The sequence below is a fragment of the Streptomyces sp. NBC_01808 genome (genome assembly GCF_035917395.1).
Taxonomy (GTDB): domain Bacteria; phylum Actinomycetota; class Actinomycetes; order Streptomycetales; family Streptomycetaceae; genus Streptomyces.
The window spans coordinates 108,080-125,135 of sequence record NZ_CP109072.1 but is presented as its reverse complement, the minus strand read 5'-3'; the positions used below and the strand labels follow the sequence as shown (position 1 = coordinate 125,135).

At 74.6% G+C, this 17,056-nt stretch carries 8 protein-coding genes; 2 read left to right on the top strand and 6 right to left on the bottom strand.

Annotated features, from left to right (window positions below):
• Positions 1-87: 87 nt before the first annotated feature.
• The 4 genes from OG946_RS00530 to OG946_RS00515 are packed head-to-tail and all read right to left on the bottom strand — an operon-like array spanning position 88 to position 6,471.
• Positions 88-1,944: an acyltransferase gene (locus tag OG946_RS00530; protein ID WP_326794163.1), complete on the bottom strand. Its 1,857-nt coding sequence runs from the start codon at positions 1,942-1,944 to the stop codon at positions 88-90.
• Positions 1,941-3,281, bottom strand: coding sequence for a glycoside hydrolase family 28 protein (locus OG946_RS00525; protein ID WP_326794162.1), 1,341 nt, complete (start codon positions 3,279-3,281; stop codon positions 1,941-1,943). Before OG946_RS00525 ends, OG946_RS00530 begins: the two co-directional genes overlap by 4 nt.
• Positions 3,278-4,753, bottom strand: a complete 1,476-nt coding sequence (locus OG946_RS00520; RefSeq protein ID WP_326794161.1) for a glycoside hydrolase family 28 protein — start codon at positions 4,751-4,753, stop codon at positions 3,278-3,280. The genes OG946_RS00525 and OG946_RS00520 overlap by 4 nt, the downstream gene beginning before the upstream one ends.
• Complete coding sequence (locus OG946_RS00515; RefSeq protein ID WP_326794160.1) at positions 4,750-6,471, bottom strand: hypothetical protein; 1,722 nt, start codon at positions 6,469-6,471, stop codon at positions 4,750-4,752. Before OG946_RS00515 ends, OG946_RS00520 begins: the two co-directional genes overlap by 4 nt.
• A gap of 260 nt (positions 6,472-6,731) precedes the next feature.
• On the opposite strand from OG946_RS00515, the gene OG946_RS00510 reads away from it, so the two are divergent.
• Positions 6,732-9,416 (top strand): family 78 glycoside hydrolase catalytic domain, encoded by a 2,685-nt coding sequence (locus tag OG946_RS00510; protein WP_326794159.1) that lies wholly within the window; start codon positions 6,732-6,734, stop codon positions 9,414-9,416.
• Here the strand turns inward: OG946_RS00510 and OG946_RS00505 are convergent.
• Positions 9,400-11,283, bottom strand: a complete 1,884-nt coding sequence (locus OG946_RS00505) for a beta-L-arabinofuranosidase domain-containing protein (RefSeq protein ID WP_326794158.1) — start codon at positions 11,281-11,283, stop codon at positions 9,400-9,402. The two genes, OG946_RS00510 and OG946_RS00505, sit on opposite strands and share 17 nt — an antisense overlap.
• Before the next feature lie 38 nt (positions 11,284-11,321).
• On the opposite strand from OG946_RS00505, the gene OG946_RS00500 reads away from it, so the two are divergent.
• Positions 11,322-14,291 carry a glycoside hydrolase family 2 TIM barrel-domain containing protein gene (locus tag OG946_RS00500; RefSeq protein ID WP_326794157.1) on the top strand — a complete coding sequence of 990 codons (2,970 nt, stop codon included), beginning with the start codon at positions 11,322-11,324 and terminating at the stop codon, positions 14,289-14,291.
• 65 nt (positions 14,292-14,356) lie between these two features.
• Here OG946_RS00500 and OG946_RS00495 read toward each other — a convergent pair whose 3' ends face one another.
• Positions 14,357-17,041: a glycoside hydrolase family 78 protein gene (locus OG946_RS00495; RefSeq protein ID WP_326794156.1), complete on the bottom strand. Its 2,685-nt coding sequence runs from the start codon at positions 17,039-17,041 to the stop codon at positions 14,357-14,359.
• Positions 17,042-17,056 lie beyond the last annotated feature (15 nt).

Below are 17,056 nucleotides of genomic sequence, written 5' to 3'. Positions count from 1 at the left end.
CGGGGCCGGGTGTCGAAGGGATTCCGGGGGGCTCTGCCCCCAGACCCCCGAGGACCAGCACGTTCCCGGCGTACGACGGCGCCTGGATCAGTACCGGGCTTCGCCGAGGCCCAGGCGGGCGGGCTCGGGGCGGTGGACGCCGCCGGGGCGGTAGCCCAGGGCGCCGGCGATGCCCAGGTGGTCGGCGAGCAGCCAGACCACGGCCAGCCACATCTCGGTGCCCTGCAGCCCGGGTTCGTGCCCCGGCCCCGCGCCGGGCTCCAGGGCGAAGCTGAAGCCGGCCCCGTCGTGCCAGTTGGCCAGCACCCGGGCCAGCCGCTCCCGCGCCCAGCGCCGCCCCTCGTCCAGCCGGTGCCGCGTCTGCCGGGAGGACAGCCACAGCGGGTGGATCACGTCGAGGACGTTGCACGCGTCGCCCCGGCCTGGGCCGAAGAAGGCGGTGTCGCCGCTGTGCGCGAGCACCGTGTCCACCACCCGCTCCGGGTACGGCAGCGGGAGGCCGAACTGCGCGAAGGTGCCGCGCGAGGTCCGGTAGAAGCCGTTGACCGGCTGCAGCCAGCGGTCCTTCGGGGTCGGCCGGCCCCACAGCCCGTGCCACGGGTCGGCATGGGTGAGCAGCCAGCCGAAGAGGGCGTCGGCGGCCGGCGCGCGCATTCCGAAGTCCACCAGGTTGTGCAGCACCGCCGTGCCCACACCGTCCACCCAGTGGCCGGCCCGCCAGGCGGCCCGCTCCCACGGCAGCGCGTCGAGCCGCGCCGTGAGCTGCTGCGGCGTCAGCTCGTGGACGGCGCGTACGGGGTGGGAGAAGCGGGTGCCGAGCAGTTCCAGGGCATAGCCGACGCTGAGGATGTGGTAGAGCGCCGCGTCGTCGGCCAGGATAGGTTCCCCCACACCGCGCGGGCGCGCGTGGGAGTGCCCCCAGGCGGGCGCGCCGCCGTCGGGCGCGTACTCGGGCACCAGGCCGGTGTCCGGGTCCTGCAGCCCCCGCAGGTGCGCGGCCAGATCGTCCGCAGTGGTCCGCGGCGGTGCCTCGCGGAGCAGGAGGTGGGCGATCTCGACCGCGTCGCACTGCGCCCGCACGGTCGGCGGCGCGCCGGGACGGTCGGCGTAACCCGGCCCGCCCCCGCCCCCGGCGCCGTCGCCCAGACAGCGGGCGAGGACGTCCGGCGCCTGCTCCCGGGCCCGTGCCGCGAACCGTGCCAGCCGCTCGGCCAGCTCCGCGGTCTCCGCGGTCTCCGCGGCCACGTCTGCGGCGGGCACGGCGGACCCGGCGCGCGTGACGGGCGTGACGTGTGCTGTCGACGGTCCGTTCGGACGGTCGACGCCGGCCGCGGTGACGCCCGGATCGCCCGCCGCAGGCGGGTCGCGGCGGTCGCGCAGCCGGCGGGCCGGGTTGCCCGCCGCGACCGACCAGTCCGGCAGGTCCTTCGTCACCACCGCGCCCGCGCCGACGATGCAGTGCGACCCGATGGAGACCCCGTCCACGACGACCACGTGCGAGCCGATCCACACGTCGTCGCCGATCTCGATGCCCCGGGAGGTCAGCGGCTGCTTGTGCACCGGCCGGTCGACGGCGGTGGAGTGGTTGAAGCCGAGCACGGAGCTGTGCGCCCCGACGCGTACGCCGTCGCCCATGCGCACCCTGCCCCGTACGGTGGTGAAGGGGTTGACGGTGCAGTCGCGGCCCGTGGTCAGCTCGCCCGTGACATAGGCGTGCGCGGCGATGTAGGAGCGCCGGCCCATGCGCAGCCGGTCGGTGAAGATCCCGGCCCACGTCGAGACGAACGTCTCCTGCGCCAGCTCCGTTTCCCCGCCGTGCAGCGCGAGCCGCTCCGCCAGCCGGCCGTGCCACGCGGACTGGGCGGCGCGCTCCTCGTCCGTGGCGGAGCCGAAGAAGAGCCAGGGGCAGTAGTCGTACCGGCCGGGCCGGTCGCCGCCGCTCATCGCCCCCCGTCCCGCGCCACGCCGTCCGGCGCCACGCCGTCCACGAGAAAGTCCTCCACGTGCTCCAGCCGGTCGGGCTCGGCCATCTCGCCGAACGTGCAGTCCGTCAGCCGCAGCCCGCGGATCGGGGCGTGCGGGTAGCCCTGCGCGAGCAGGGCCCGGCGGGCGCGGCCGACCGTGACGTTGCGGATGCCGATGTCCCGCACCCGCGGCGGATAGCCGCCCGTGTCGCCCTCGCCGCGGTGGAAGTCGCAGGTGACGAACTCCTTGGTGAGATGGCTGACCGTGATGTCGTCCAACTGGATGTTCTCGGCGAAGCCGCCGCGGACGGAGTTGGTCTTGATGTAGAGCCCGAAGTACAGGCCGGGCCCGCCGATGTGGCATCTGCGGGCGAAGACGTTGCGGATGCCGCCGGTCATGTCGCTGCCCAGGGTGATGGCGCCGTAGCGGTGCCGCATCACGCAGTCCTCGATGAGGATGTCCTCGCTGGGCACGTTCACCCGGCGGCCGTCGGCCTCCCGGCCGGACTTGACGGCGATGCAGTCGTCGCCCGCGTTGAAGGTGCAGCCGCGGATGACGACGTCCCGGCAGGACTCCGGGTCGCAGCCGTCGTTGTTGGGCCCGGTGCTGTCGACCGTGACGTCCTGGACGAGGACGCCCTGGCACAGCACCGGGTGCATGACCCACATCGGGGAGCGGACGAAGGTGACGCCCTCGACCAGGACGTTGCGGCAGCGGTACGTCTCCAGGAAGTTGGGGCGGAAGTGCCGGCCCTCGGCGTAGACGCGCTGCTCGACCGGGTCGCCCCGCTCGGCCTGTGCCCACAGCAGCGGCCAGTCGTCCTCCTGCTGCGGCAGGCCCGGCCGCCAGCCGAACTCCTCCTGCCCCGACCACGGCCACCAGTGCGTCTCGTCCGCCCGGCCGTCCAGCACGCCCGCGCCGGTGACGGCGATGTCGCGCTCGCCGTGGGCGTAGACCAGCGGCGAGTAGCCGTACGTCTCCACGCCCTGGAACCGGGTGAGCACGGGCGGCAGATAGGCCGCCGGGTCGCGGCTGAAGGCGAGCGTGGCGCCGGCCCGCAGATGCAGGTCGACGCCCGAGCGCAGCCGCACCGGGCCGGTGGCGTAGGTGCCCTCCGGCACGGTGACGTGGCCGCCGCCGTGCGCCGCGCAGTCCTCGATCGCGGCGCGGATCGCGGCGGTGCAGTCGGCGCTGCCGTCGCCCACCGCGCCGTAGTCCGTGACGGGGAACTCGCGGTCGGGAAAGCGCGGTGGCCGTACCCGCGCGGCGATGGCGTCCGCCTGCTCCTTCGCGGCGGCGGCCGTGGTGGTGGTCATGCGCGTGCAGCTCCTCCGTTCCCGTCGCCGGCACCTGCCCCGTCGTGGACACCTGCCCCGTCGTGGACACCTGCCCCGTCGTTGACGTCCTGGCCGTTGACGGTGACCCGGCGCAGCGTCAGGCCCTCGACGTTCTCCGTCGTCCAGCCCTCCTCGATGCCCGTGAAGGTGCAGTCGCGCAGCAGCACGTCCCGGATCGGGTTGGCGTCGTTGCCCACGAAGTTCCAGGCGCGCGGGCCGGAGGCGGCGGTGAGCCGGTGCACCTCGATGTCGCGCACGTCCGGGTAGTAGTCGCCGACGTCGACGTTCTCGTAGTCGAGCGCGATCTCGATCACGGCGTCGCCGACCTCGCCGACCGTGATGTCCTGGAAGACCACGTCCTTCACGTAACCGCCGCGCAGGGGGTTGGACTTGATCCGCAGCGCGCGGTCGAGCAGCGGGCTGTCCATGTGGCAGTCGCGGGCGAGGATGTTGCGTACGCCGCCCGTCATCTCGCTGCCGATGGTGACGCCGCCGTGGCCGTCCCGCATCCGGCATCCCTCGACCAGGGCGCTGTGGCAGGGCACGTCCACGCGCCTGCCGTCGGCGTCCCGGCCGCCCTTGAAGGCGATGCAGTCGTCGCCGGTGTTGAACGTGCAGTCCCTGATCAGCACGTATGCGCAGGACTCGGGGTTGCAGCCGTCGTTGTTGGGGCCGTTCGGGCTCTCCACCGTCACGCCGCTGACGATGACGTTGCGGCACAGGACGGGGTGGATGTTCCACATCGGCGAGTCCTTGACGGTCACGCCTTCGATGAGCACGTCGCGGCACTCGTAGAACTGGATCATGTTGGACCGCAGATGGTGGCCGGCGCCGAAGACCCGCTTCTCGACCGGCACGCCCTCCTCCGCCCAGGCGTACAGCGCGTCCTTCTCGATCCGCTCGGGGGAGACGCCGCCGTCCTTGCCCTTCGTCCAGTCCCACCAGTGGGTGTCGTCCGCCTGTCCGTCGATCACCCCGCTGCCGGTCAGTGCGATGGTGCGGCAGCCGCGGGCGTAGACGAAGGGCGAGTAGTTGTAGCACTCCATGCCCTCGAAGCGGGTGAGGACGACCGGCAGGTACGCGGCCGGGTCCTGCCGGAAGCGCAACGTGGCGCCGGACTCGACGTGCAGGTCGATGCGGTCGCGCAGATGGATGGCCCCGGTGAGGTACGTGCCGGCGGGGACGACGACGTGGCCGCCGCCGCGCTTCGCGCAGTCCTCGACGGCGGCGCGGATCGCGGCGGTGCAGTCGGTGGTGCCGTCGCCCACCGCGCCGTAGTCCGTCACGTCGACGGTGCGGTCGGGGAAGCGCGGTCGGCGGATCCCGGCCAGGATGGCGGCGGCCTGGTCGTCGGCGGCGCGGCGCTGTGCCGCCGCGCCGCCCGCGCCGAGGGCGAACGCCGCGGTGCTCCCGGCCCCGAGCAGGAAGGCGCGTCGGCGCGGTCGGCTCACCAGGACCACTCCGACCCGGGCACGGCGAGGCCCCGGTTGCGTTCCGGTGCCTTCCGCTCCAGTGTGCGTGGGCTGTACATGGGGCGTGACCTGCCTTCCGGTTCGATGCCGACCACGTCGTCGCCGCGCCACCGGGTGCGGAACTCGCGGTCGGCGGCGGTCTCCACGGTGGTGGACTCGACGAGTGGGAAAGTGACGGTGATGCGCTCGCCTGCGCGCAGCCCGGTGAGACGGAGATAGCCGTCGGGCGCCCACAGGCCGGGGTCGCGGCCCGCGAAGGTCTCCGCGGGACCGCCGGCGGGGTGCCGGGCGACCGCCAGCCGGGCGTGACCCGCCCAGGGCGGTACGCGCAGACGCAGCTCGCGGCAGCCGGCGCGGACGTCGAGGTCGACGCGGCCCTCGTAGGGCAGATGGCTGAGGACGTCGACGAGCCGGCTGCCGCGGTTGAGCAGCAGGTTGACGCGGGTCAGCCGCTCGTCGCCGGTGACCGCGGCGTTCCAGCCGGTGAACAGCCCGCGCACGCCGGAGCCGACGCAGCACGCCTGGACGTCGCTGGTGTGGCCGCGGCCGAGCACCGCGTCGGAGACGTAGTCGTTGGGCGCGCCGTAGCCGGCGAAGGCGCCCTTGACGCGCTCGCCGACGCGGTAGTGCGTCTGCCAGCCGGGGACGTCCAGCGAGCGGTCGGGGGCCGAGCGGACCCAGTCGGTGTCGTCGAGCTGCGAGGCGGTCAGGTGGTTGCGCAGGAAGCGCTCGACCACCGTCCAGTACGCGGTGTGCCCGGCGCGGGCGAGGGTGGTGCCGATGCCGATGAGGTCGACGAGCGAGCACGTCTCGTGCTCGTACCGCTGGTCCGCCAGGTCGCCCGGGGTCCAGCCGAAGGCGGTGCCCTGCGTCAGCGCCCAGTCGAACGAGGTCTTCACGAACTGGGTCAGCGCGTGGTCCCCGGTGAACAGCGCGTACCTGGCGATGCCGTCGAGGGTGCCGAGCCGGGTGTGGAAGTGCCCGCTGCGGTACGCGAGCGCGGAGTTGAAGCTGCCGTCGGGCAGGAAGACGCCGCTGCGGTCGGTGATGAGCCGGGTGAACCAGCCGCACAGCTCCAGGGCGTCGGCGCTGCCGGTCGCCCGGTGATGCCGCAGCAGCGGCATGATGAGCCGGCCGCAGAACGACGCGGGGTCGGGCGCCAGCCGCAGGTCGACGGCGTTGGTGGAGGGCCAGCCGTCCGGGGTGTACTCGGACGCGGGGAAGTACCAGGCGTCGCGCTCCTTGACGGCGATCCGCCGCAGCGCGGCGACGAGCCGGTCCGCGGCCTGCCGGGCGCGGTCGTCGCCGTCGTCGAGGTACCAGGTGGTGAGCGCGAGGAGGGTGGCGCGCTGGTCGACGAGGTTGGCGTGCGCCGCCCAGTGGCCGCGCGGGTGGGTGCGGCGGTAGGTCAGCCCGTCGTCGGCCAGCAGCCCGAGCAGCGTGGACTTGTAGCGCTCCTCGGTCTCCCGCCACCAGGACGCGCCGGTCATGTGCCGGGCGAGCACGCAGGCGTCGGTGAGCCGGCCGTGGCTGGAGCCGTAGTCCCAGTCGCCGTGGCGCAGCACGGCGGGCTCGGCAAGCAGGTCGGCGCTGAAGAAGGGGATGTGGCCGAGGTCGGGGTCGGCCAGTCCGGTGACCGCGTTCATCGCCTGCTCGGCGCGCTCCTCCAGCAGCAGCGTCGCGGGAATGCCGGTCATGCGCGTCACACCGTCCCGGGATTGTGCGAGCCAACGTGAATGCCAGGCACGCTAAAACGGGTGCACCACACCGTCAAGAGGGCCGCAGCAACTGCGTCGATATTCGTATGCCGGTGGTATGCCAGATGTTGACGAGATGCGCTGGCGGCTTTAGCTTCTGACCGATCGCACGTTCCGGGAGCCCAGGCTCCGCCGGCCCGGCGCGGGCACCGGACCGGCGACGATGCGGCAACCGGCAACCGGCAGACGGGAGACGGGACATGGCAGACGGCGGCCCCGCGGCGCCGACGCACCTGCGCACCGGATATCTCGACGACCCCCTCGGCATCGACGCCGACCCGCCTGACCTGTCCTGGCGGCCCGCGTCCGGGGCGCAGCAGGCGTACCGGATCCAGGTCGCCACGTCCCCGGAAGGGCTCGCGGCCGGCGCGCCCGACCTGTGGGACAGCGGCCGGGTGCAGAGCACGGGTTGCACGGCCGTGCCCTACGGCGGCGACCCCCTCGGCTCCGCACAGCGGGCCCACTGGCGGGTCCGGGTATGGGACGAGCGCGGCGAGCCCTCGGCCTGGAGCGCCGCGGCCCGCTGGGAGACCGGGCTGCTGGAGCGGTCCGCGTGGACCGGCGCGCAGTGGGTGTCCGCCCCCGAGTGGGCTCCGCCCGCCCCGGCGGAGCACGACCCGGACCGCCCGTTCCCGTTGCTGGCCAGGAACTTCCGGCTGCGGCGGCCGGTGGTGCAGGCACGGCTGTACGCCACCGCCCTCGGCGTCTACGTCCCCTCCGTCAACGGCCGGCCCATCGCCGCCGCCGTCCTCGAACCGGGCTACACCGCCTACGACAAGCGCCTGCTGTACGCCACGTACGACGTCACCGGCGCGCTGCGGCACGGCCGCAACACCGTCGGCGTACGGCTCGCGGGAGGCATCGCCCACATCCCCGACGTGCCGGGCCGCTACCAGAAGCTCCACGTCAGCTACGGACTCCCGCGACTGCTCGCCCTGCTGCGCATCGAGCACGACGACGGCTCCGTGATCACCGTCGGCACCGACGGCCGGTGGCGTACCGCGCCCGGCCCGGTCACCCTCTCCGACTGGTTCGGCGGCGAGGAGTTCGACGCCCGGCGCGATCATCCCGGCTGGGACACCCCGCACGCGGACCTCACCGGCTGGCGCCGCGCGGTGACCGTGCCGGCGCCCGACGGCGTGCTCTCCGCGCGCAGCCATCCGCCGGTCGAGGTCACCGAGGAACTGGCCGCCGTCTCCGTCACCGAGCCCGAACCCGGCGTGCACGTCGTCGACTTCGGGGTGAACGTCGCCGGCTGGCCCGAGTTGCACGTCTCCGGCCCGGCCGGCACCACGGTCGTGATGCGCCCGGCGGAGCTGCTCACCGAACAGGGCACCGTCCAGCAGCGGTTCACCGGCCGGCCCTGCTACGACGCCTACACCCTGCGCGGTGCGGGCGGCGCGAACGGCAGGAACGGCGACGGCGCGAACGACTCGGCCGAGGAGGTCTGGCACCCGGAGACCGTCTACCACGGCTTCCGCTACGTCCAGGTCGAGGGCCTGCCGCAGCCCGCCACCCGGGCCACCGTGCGCGCGCTCGTGCTGCGCGCCGCCAACCGGCCCGCGGGCGGCTTCAGCTGCTCCGCCCCCCTGCTCGACGCCGTCCACCGGATCACCGACCGGGCCGTCCGGTCCAACATGTACAGCGTCCTGACGGACTGCCCCCACCGGGAGAAGCTCGGCTGGCTGGAGCAGACCCACCTCGTCTTCCCCGCCCTCGCGAACAACTACGACGTCGCCGCCTACTACCGCAAGCTGGTGCGCGACATGGCGGACGCGCAGACCGACAGCGGTCTCGTGCCGGGCATCGCGCCCGAGTACACCGTCTTCGAGGACAAGTTCCGCGACGACCCGAACTGGGGCGGCGCGATCGTCCTCGCGCCCTGGCTGCTGTACCGGACCTACGGTGACACCACCACGCTGCGCACGCACTACCCGCACATGCGGCGCTACCTGGACCATCTCGCGTCCCGCGCCGACGGCCTCCTGCTCGACCACGGGCTGGGCGACTGGATGGCGTTCGACGACTCCACCCCCAAGGCCGTCACCGCCACCTTCGCGTACGCCCGGATCGCCGCCGCGGCCGGCCGGATCGCCGCGGTGCTCGGCGAGGACGGCGACGCCGCCGCGTACCGTGACCTGGCCGGCGGGGTCGGCCGCGCCTTCCACGGGACGTTCTTCGACCCCGCCCGGCACACCTACGCCACCGGCAGCCAGGCCGCCGACGCCCTCGCCCTGGACCTGGGCATCGTGCCCGCGGACGAAGCGGACGCGGTGCTCGGCCACTTGATCGACACCGTACGGGCCGCGGGTGACCACGTGACCGTGGGCGAGGTCGCGCTCCCGTCGCTGCTGCGCACGCTCTCCGCCCACGGGCGCGACGACGTCGTGTACGACCTCGTCCGCAGAACCGACAGTCCCAGCTACGGCTACCAGGTCGAGCACGGCGCGACCGCGCTCACCGAGCGCTGGGACGGACCGACCCGCGGCTCGTCGCAGAACCACTTCATGCTCGGCGCGATCGAGGAGTGGTTCACCGCCTCGCTGGCCGGCATCCGGCAGGCGGATGACTCGGTCGCCTTCGAAAGGATCGTTGTCCGCCCAGCCCCGGTTGGAGACCTCACCCATGCCGACGCCTGGTACGACACGCCTCGCGGCCGGGTCCGCAGCGCCTGGCGGCGCCCGGCGGGCGGCGGTCTCACCCTCGACGTCACCGTGCCCCCGGGACCGCCCGCCCGCGTCGAGGTGCCGCTGCCGGCCGGGGCTCCCTCCGCGGACGGTTCCGCCCCGCCGGCCCCGCCCGGCGCCCGGTCGCTCGGCCTGTCCGGCGGCCGTGCCGTCTACGAAGCCGGCCCCGGCAGCCTGCGGTTCACCGCTCCGGCGTGACGGGGAAGTAGACGGCGTAGCTCTCGTCCTCGACCTCGTGCAGCGGTACGAAGCGCAGCCCGCGGTCCTGGCCACGCGCCCGCCAGGAGCCGCGCCAGGCGAACGGGTCGCGCTCCTCGTCGGGGACGAGGATGGTCTCCGGCCGCGCCGGGTTGCCGCACAGCCGCCGCTCCTCGTCGCAGAGCCCCGCCAGGACCACCGGCCCGTCGCGGAAGGCGACCGACTCCGGCCGGTCGGGCAGCGGCACCGCGCGCAGCGCCCGCGGCAGTTCCAGGCGCACGGTGTCGTCGTCCCACACCCGGCGCACGGTGGCCTCCCGGGCGCCGCCCGGCACCGGGTGCGACTCGCCGTTCACCGTCAGCGCCACCGGCCCCGCGACCCACTCCGGCACCCGCAGCGCCAGCTCGAACCCGGCCGGCCGCTCCGCCCGCACGGTCACCTCCACGACCCAGCGCCGGGGCCGGCTGCGCGCGCCGCGGTCGCCGGAGGCGGCGATGTGCGTGCCCACCTCCGGGTCGGGCCTTTGCGTGATCTCCACGCCGGGCCTGCTCCCGTCCCCCGCCGGCGGCATCCGCAGCGTGGAGGGGACGTACTGGCCGAGCGCCACCCCGCCGTCGTACGCGTACCAGGCGTAGGCGTTGTGCAGCGTGTGGGCCTGCACCATGGTCCCGTAGCAGCACCAGAAGCTGTCCTTCGCGGTGCCCCACTTCTTCTGCGCGCCCGGGCGGAGCGGCAGGTAGTAGGCGGCCATGCCGGTACGCGGGTGCTGCTGCGCCAGGACGCCGTTGTAGAGGTTCAGCTCCAGGTAGTCGGCGTACCGCGGATCGCCCGTCCAGCGCAGCAGGACGTCGGCCAGCCGCATCATGTTGTACACGGTGCAGTGCTCCTGGGTCTTCAGCCCCAGCCGGGCGGCGAACCCGTGCGGCGGGGTCCACACCTCCTCGCTGGTCTGGCCGCCGGTGGCAAAGGTGCCCCGGGCGGTCACCGCGCACCGCCAGTACGCCTCGGCGACGCGCCGCCACCGCTCCTCGCCGGTCACCTCGTACGCGCGGGCCGCGCCGAGCGCTTCCGGCACCGTGGTGTTGGCATGCCGGTTGGTCAGCGGGTCCTCGCCCGCCAGCAGCCGGTCGAACAGCCGCGGCCGGTCGTAGCGGTGCACCAGCTCCAGATGGGCCGCCTCGCCGGTGATCCCGTACAGCTCCGCCCACACTTCGAGCATGCCGCCGGTCTCGTGGTCGAGCAGGTCGTCGAGCCGGCGCCGGGTGAACCCGCCGGTCCACCGGTGGAACCAGCGGGCCGCGCCGACCACGATATCGAGGGCGGTCGCGCTGCCCAGGTGGCGGTACGCGTCCAGCAGGCCCATGAGCGTCTTGTGCACGGTGTAGTGCGGCGCCCACGCGGGCTTGCCGGCCGCGATGCGGTGCAGGTACTTCTCCGGGATCGAGAACACCCACTCGCCGCCGTTCTCGCGCTGCAGCCAGGCGAGCCGGTCCACGATCCCCTCCGCCCTGGCCCGCAGCTCCGCGTCCCCGGTCGTGGCCACGATCCTGGCTGCGGCCGACAGCCAGTGCCCCAGGAAGTGCCCGCGCAGCTGCGACCCCAGCGCCTCCCAGCCACCGAGCCCGCCACCGGTCCCCGTCGGGGCACCGGGCGCGAAGATCCCGGCCTCATGGACGTAGCTGCGCAGCAGCTGCCCGGAGCCCAGGCTCATCAGATACGCGCGTACCAGGTCCTGGCGGCGCCCGAACGGATTGGGCAGCTCGGTGTAGTCGACCCGGCCCAGGTCCGGCAGCAGCGACACCCGGTCCGCGGGAAACCCGCGCAACGGCCGTACCGCCCCGGCTCCTTCGTCGTTCTCCGCCGTCATCGGCACGATCCCTCCCGTCTGTGCGTCCAGGAGCCCTGATGCCGCCCTACTACGACGACTTCGCCCCCGGCACCGGCAGGCGCGCCCCGCGCGCCGCCTTCACTTCCGACGCCGGCCGGCTCGATCTCTCCGGCCGCTGGCTGTTCCGGCTCTCCGAGCGGGCGGACTCCGCGCCGCTGGACTTCCTCGGCCCCGGGAACCCCGGCCCGGACTTCACCGAGCTGCCGGTGCCGTCCCACTGGGTGCTCCACGGCCACGGCACCCCGCGCTACACCAACACCGCCTACCCCTTCCCCATCGACCCGCCGCGGGTGCCCGACGCCAACCCCACCGGCGACCACCGGCTGACGTTCGAACCGCCCCCCGGCTGGCGGCTGCCCGGCAGCGTCCTGCGCTTCGAGGGCGTCGACTCCTGCTTCCGCGTATGGCTGAACGGGCGCGAGCTTGGCACCTCCAAGGGCAGCCGGCTGCCCGCCGAATTCGATACCGGCGCCGCGCTCGTCCGCGGCGCCAACGTCCTCGCCGTGCGGGTGCACCGGTGGTCCTCCGGCAGCTATCTGGAGGACCAGGACATGTGGTGGCTGCCGGGCATCTTCCGCGAGGTGACGCTGCTGGAGCGCCCGGAGGGCGCCGTCGACGACCTGTTCGTGCACGCCGGATGGGACGGCGACGCCGCCACCGGCCGCGGCACCCTGCGCGTGGACACCGACGTGCCCGCCCGGCTGACCGTCCCCGGACTGGGTGTCGCGGACCTGGAGAACGGCCGGCAGATCACCGTGGCCGGCGCCGAGCCGTGGACGGCGGAGACGCCGCGGCTGTACGACGCCCGTCTCGACACCGCAGGCGAGCGCATCGCGCTGCGCATCGGCTTCCGCACCGTCGCCGTCACCGACGGGCTGCTCACCGTCAACGGCACCCCGCTCATGCTGCGCGGCGTGAACCGGCACGAGCACGACCCCGACCACGGGCGGGTCCTCACGGCCGCCGACATGCGCGCCGACCTGCTGCTGATGAAGCAGCACAACGTCAACGCCGTCCGCACCTCCCACTACCCGCCGCACCCCGCCTTCCTCGACCTCTGCGACGAGCTGGGCATGTGGGTGGTCGACGAATGCGACATCGAGACCCACGGGTTCATCCACGCCGACTGGCGCGGCAACCCCGTCGACGACCCCCGCTGGGAGCCGATGCTGCTGGACCGGATGCGGCGGATGGTCGAACGGGACAAGAACCACCCCAGCGTCGTCGTCTGGTCGCTGGGCAACGAGAGCCACCACGGCCGGTGCCTCGCCACGCTCGCCGACTGGACCCGCGCCCGCGACCCCGGCCGGCCGCTGCACTACGAACGCGACCGCACCTACCGGCACTCCGACTTCTACAGCCTCATGTACGCCCCGGTGGAGGAGGTCGAGCGCATCGGCCGGCGCGAGGAGGACGCACCGCCGGAGACCGCCGGGGAACCGGAGCTGGAAGCGCGCCGCCGCGCGCTGCCGTTCCTGCTCGTCGAGTACGCGCACGCCATGGGCAACGGCCCCGGCTCGCTCGCCGCGTACCAGCGCGTCTTCGAAACGTATCCGCGCTGCCAGGGAGGGTTCGTCTGGGAGTGGATCGACCACGGTTTCCGCCGCCGCACGGCGGACGGCCGCACCTACTTCGCGTACGGCGGGGACTTCGGCGACCACCCCAACGGCGGCAACTTCTGCATCGACGGCCTGGTCTTCCCCGACCGGACGCCCTCGCCGGGGCTCGTCGAGCTGAAGAAGGCGTACGAGCCGGTGGCGCTGACCGCGGACGTGGCGGCCGGGCGGCTGCGGATCGTCAACCGCCATGACTTCCGCGACCTTTCGCACCTGCGGTTCGACTGGGTGCTGGAGGACGAGGGGGTGCGGGTCGACGGCGGCGGACTGACCGTGCCCGGCGTGGCCGCAGGCGCGGAGGCGGATGCCGCCCTGCCGTGGCTGCGGGTGCCGGAGCGGCCGGCCGGCGAACTGTGGCTGACCGTACGGGCCGTGCTCGCCGTTGACGGGGACTGGGCGGTGGCCGGGCACGAGGTGGCCTGGACGCAGGCCAGCGTGCGAGGGGCGCTGCCCGCACCCGGGACCGGAGCCCGGGCGGGCGAGGTCTCGGCACCCTCCGGGTCCGCTCCCGTATCCCGTGTTCCCTGCTCCGCGGCGGGCGAACTCCGGCTCGGCGACGCCGCGTTCGACGCCCGCACCGGCCTGCTGCGCCGGATCGGCGCGCTGAGCCTCGACGGGCCGCGTCTCGACGTCTGGCGCGCCCCCACCGACAACGACGTGGGCATGGGCCCGAACTCGGTGGCCAGGCTCTGGCGCCGCGCCGGCCTCGACCGGATGGAGGAGCGCGTCGACGCCGTGCGCGCCGAGGACGGCGGGCTGCTGGTGGAGACCCGGGCGGCAGCGGCCGGCACGGACCGGGCGCTGCGCGCCCGCTGGACCTGGACCGCGGCGGGAGACGGTCTCCGGCTCGCGCTCCGCGTGGTGCCGGAGGGGCCGTGGGACGGGCTGTGGCTGCCGCGGCTCGGCATACGGCTCGCGCTGCCCGCGGCGTACGACGCCGTCCGCTGGTTCGGGCTGGGGCCGGGGGAGGCGTACCCCGACAGCCGGGAGGCGGCACGCGTCGGGCTGTTCGCGTCCACCGTCGCCGGGCTGCAGACCCCGTACGTCGTGCCGCAGGAGAACGGGCACCGCGCCGAGGTGCGCTGGGCCGAGCTGACCGGCGCCGGCGCATCCCCCGGGCTGCGCGTCGAGGGTGAGCCGCACTTCGGCCTCACCGCCCGCCGGTGGACGGGCGAGGACCTGGCGGCGGCGCGGCATCCCACCGACCTGGTGCCGCGGGACGCGGTGTACGTCAACCTCGACCACGCCCAGCACGGGCTGGGCAGCGCCTCCTGCGGTCCGGGGCCGCTGCCGGAGCACCGGCTCGTGCCGGCCGATACGGAGTTCGCCGTCGTGTTCCGTTCGCTGCCGCCGGGCTACGGGGCGCCGTGACCGCGGCGCTCCGGCACGCGGCCGGAGGTGCACCCGGCGGTGCACCCGGCGGTTCCCCCTGCGGTTCACCCGCCCGTCCGCGCCGCGGCGGTGAACCGGTGCCTGCCACTGCCCACTTCGGCCGGCGCCCGGCCCGGCACCTCGACGACCGCCGTGGCGCCCGGCGGCACCTCGGCCTCCACGACGAGCCGCCCGTCCTCGACCCGCCAGCCGGCCTCCGCCGGGCCGTACGGCGTCAGATGGCGCGCGTGCGCGTGGGTGAGGCCGCCGCCGGGACGCGGGGCGACGCGGATCCGCCGATAGCCGGGCGCCGCCGGGGCGAGTCCGGCGACGGTCCGGTGCAGGAAGTCGGCGACCGCGCCCAGCGCGTAGTGGTTGAAGGACGTCATCTCGCCAGGGTTGACCGTGCCGTCGGGCAGCAGGCTGTCCCAGCGCTCCCAGACCGTGGTCGCACCCTGCGCCACGGGATGGAGCCACGACGGGCTCTCGCGCTGGAGCAGCAGCCGGTACGCGGTCTCCACCTCGCCGCCGTCCGCGAGCGCGTCGCACACCACCGGAGTGCCGGCGAAGCCGGTGGCGATGCGGTGGTCCGCCGCCGCCACCAGCTCCGCCAGCCGGGCGGCGGCGGCCCGCCGCGGGGCGCCCCCGGGCAGCAGCCCGAAGCGCAGCGCCAGGGCGTACGCGGTCTGGGTGTCGGAGGTGAGCCGGCCGCCGGGGGCGGTGTAGCCGGCGGTGAACGCCCGGCGGGCCGCCGCGGCCGTCGCCGCGTGGCGCCGCGCGTCGTCGTCCTCGCCGAGCACCCCGGCGATGTCCGCGAGCCGGCGAGCGGAGTGCGCGAAGTAGGCGGAGGCGACCAGGTGCGGGTCGGTCAGGGCGCGCCCGGGGTCGTCGGGTGGCGCGGCCGGATCCAGCCAGTCGCCGAGCTGCTTCCCGGAGCGCCACAGCCCGTCCGCGTCCAGCCGGGAGCGCACCAGCTCCACCCACGCCCGGGCGCTCGGGTACTGTGCGCGGAGCACGCCCGCGTCGCCGTAGCGCTCGTAGAGCGTCCAGGGGGTGAGGACGGCGACGTCGCCCCAGACCGCGCACGGCCAGGAAGGGGTCCAGTCGGGGCGCCACGCGTCGGCTTCGAGGGTCGGCACGAAGAGCGGCACGGTCCCGTCCTCGTACTGCTCGGCGGCCACGTCGGTGAGCCAGGAGGTGAGCATGCCGGCGCAGTCGTAGAGGAAGGCGGCGGTGGGCGCGAACACCTGGAGGTCGCCGGTCCAGCCGAGGCGTTCGTCGCGCTGCGGGCAGTCGGTGGGCACGTCGACGAAGTTGCCGCGCATGCTCCACACGACGTTCTCGTGCAGGCGGTTGAGCAGCGGGTCCGAGCAGTCGAACCAGCCGGTGCGGCGCATGTCGGTGTGCAGCACCCGCGCGGTGACGTCGCCGGAGGAGAGACCGGCGGGGCCGCCGGGCCAGCCGGTCACCTCGGCGTAGCGGAAGCCGTGGTACGTGAAGCGCGGCTCCCACTCCTCGGGGCCGCCGCCGCGCAGCGTGTAGCGGTCGGTGGCCTCGGCGTCGCGCAGAGGGCGGGTGCACAGCTCGCCGTCCTCCAGCACCTCGGCGTGGCGCAGCGTGACGGTGGTGCCCGCCGGGCCGCTCGGCCGTATCCGCAGCCGGCCGACGAGGTTCTGGCCGAAGTCCAGGACGGTGCGGCCGGCGGGCGAGGTGAGGACGCGGGCGGGGGCGACCTCCTCGGTGCAGCGCACCGGCGGTCCCGTGGGCGCCACCAGGGTGTGCGCGGCGCGGGCCACGGTGCGGACCGGGTGCCAGGCGGAGTCGTCGAAGCCGGGGCGGGAGAAGCCGATCGGCTCCAGGCGCGCGTCGTGGCGCTCACCGTCGTACAGCCCGGCGGCGAGCACCGGCCCGTGGGCGCAGCGCCAGCCGGTGCCGGTGTGGGTGCCGTCTCCGGTGCCGAAGCGCACCTCGCTGCCATCCGCGCAGCCGACCTCCAGCTGGGCGAGCAGCGCGATCTCGGCGCCGTAGTAGGCGCGGACACCGCCCTGGAAGCCGATACGGCCGCGGTACCAGCCCTCGGCGAGCCAGGCGCCGAGCGCGTTTGTGCCAGGGCGCAGCAGGCCGGTCACCTCGTATGTGGTGATGCGCAGCCGGTGACCGTAGCTGGTCCAGCCCGGGGCCAGCGCCTGGTCGCCGACGCGGGCGCCGTTCAGCTCGACCTCGCAGAGGCCCTGTGCGGTCACGTACAGACGGGCCCAGACCGGCGCGGCCGGCAGCCGGAACTCGCCGCGCAGCAGCACCGGCCGCTCCGGGTTCCGGTCGCCGCCGGGGACGCGGGGCGCGACCATGGCGGCGGTGATGTCCCGCGCGGGGTCCAGCAGTCCGGCCTCGACGGTGAGCGGTGGGCTCCAGCCGGACGCAGACCCGTCCTCGCCCCGGACCCGCACCCGCACCTCGCGCCGCTCGCGCGAGCCGAGCGGCGGCGCGGCGGCGGGCCAGGGCACCAGCACGGAGTCGGAGCCCGGCACGCGGCCGGAGTGCAGGACCGCGGCGTCCGCACCGGAGCCGGGGCCGGCGTCCGGGTCGCGCAGCTCCACCTCGTACGCCGACTGCCGCCAGCCCGGCCGCTCCGGCGCCACCGTCCACGACAGCCGGGGCCGCGGCTCGCCGATGCCCAGGGCCTCGCGGTGGTGTTCTGCGACGGGCCGGTGCACGCTGACGTCGTTCGGGTCCTGCGGGGCGTGCGGCACGGCGGCTCCTCGGCT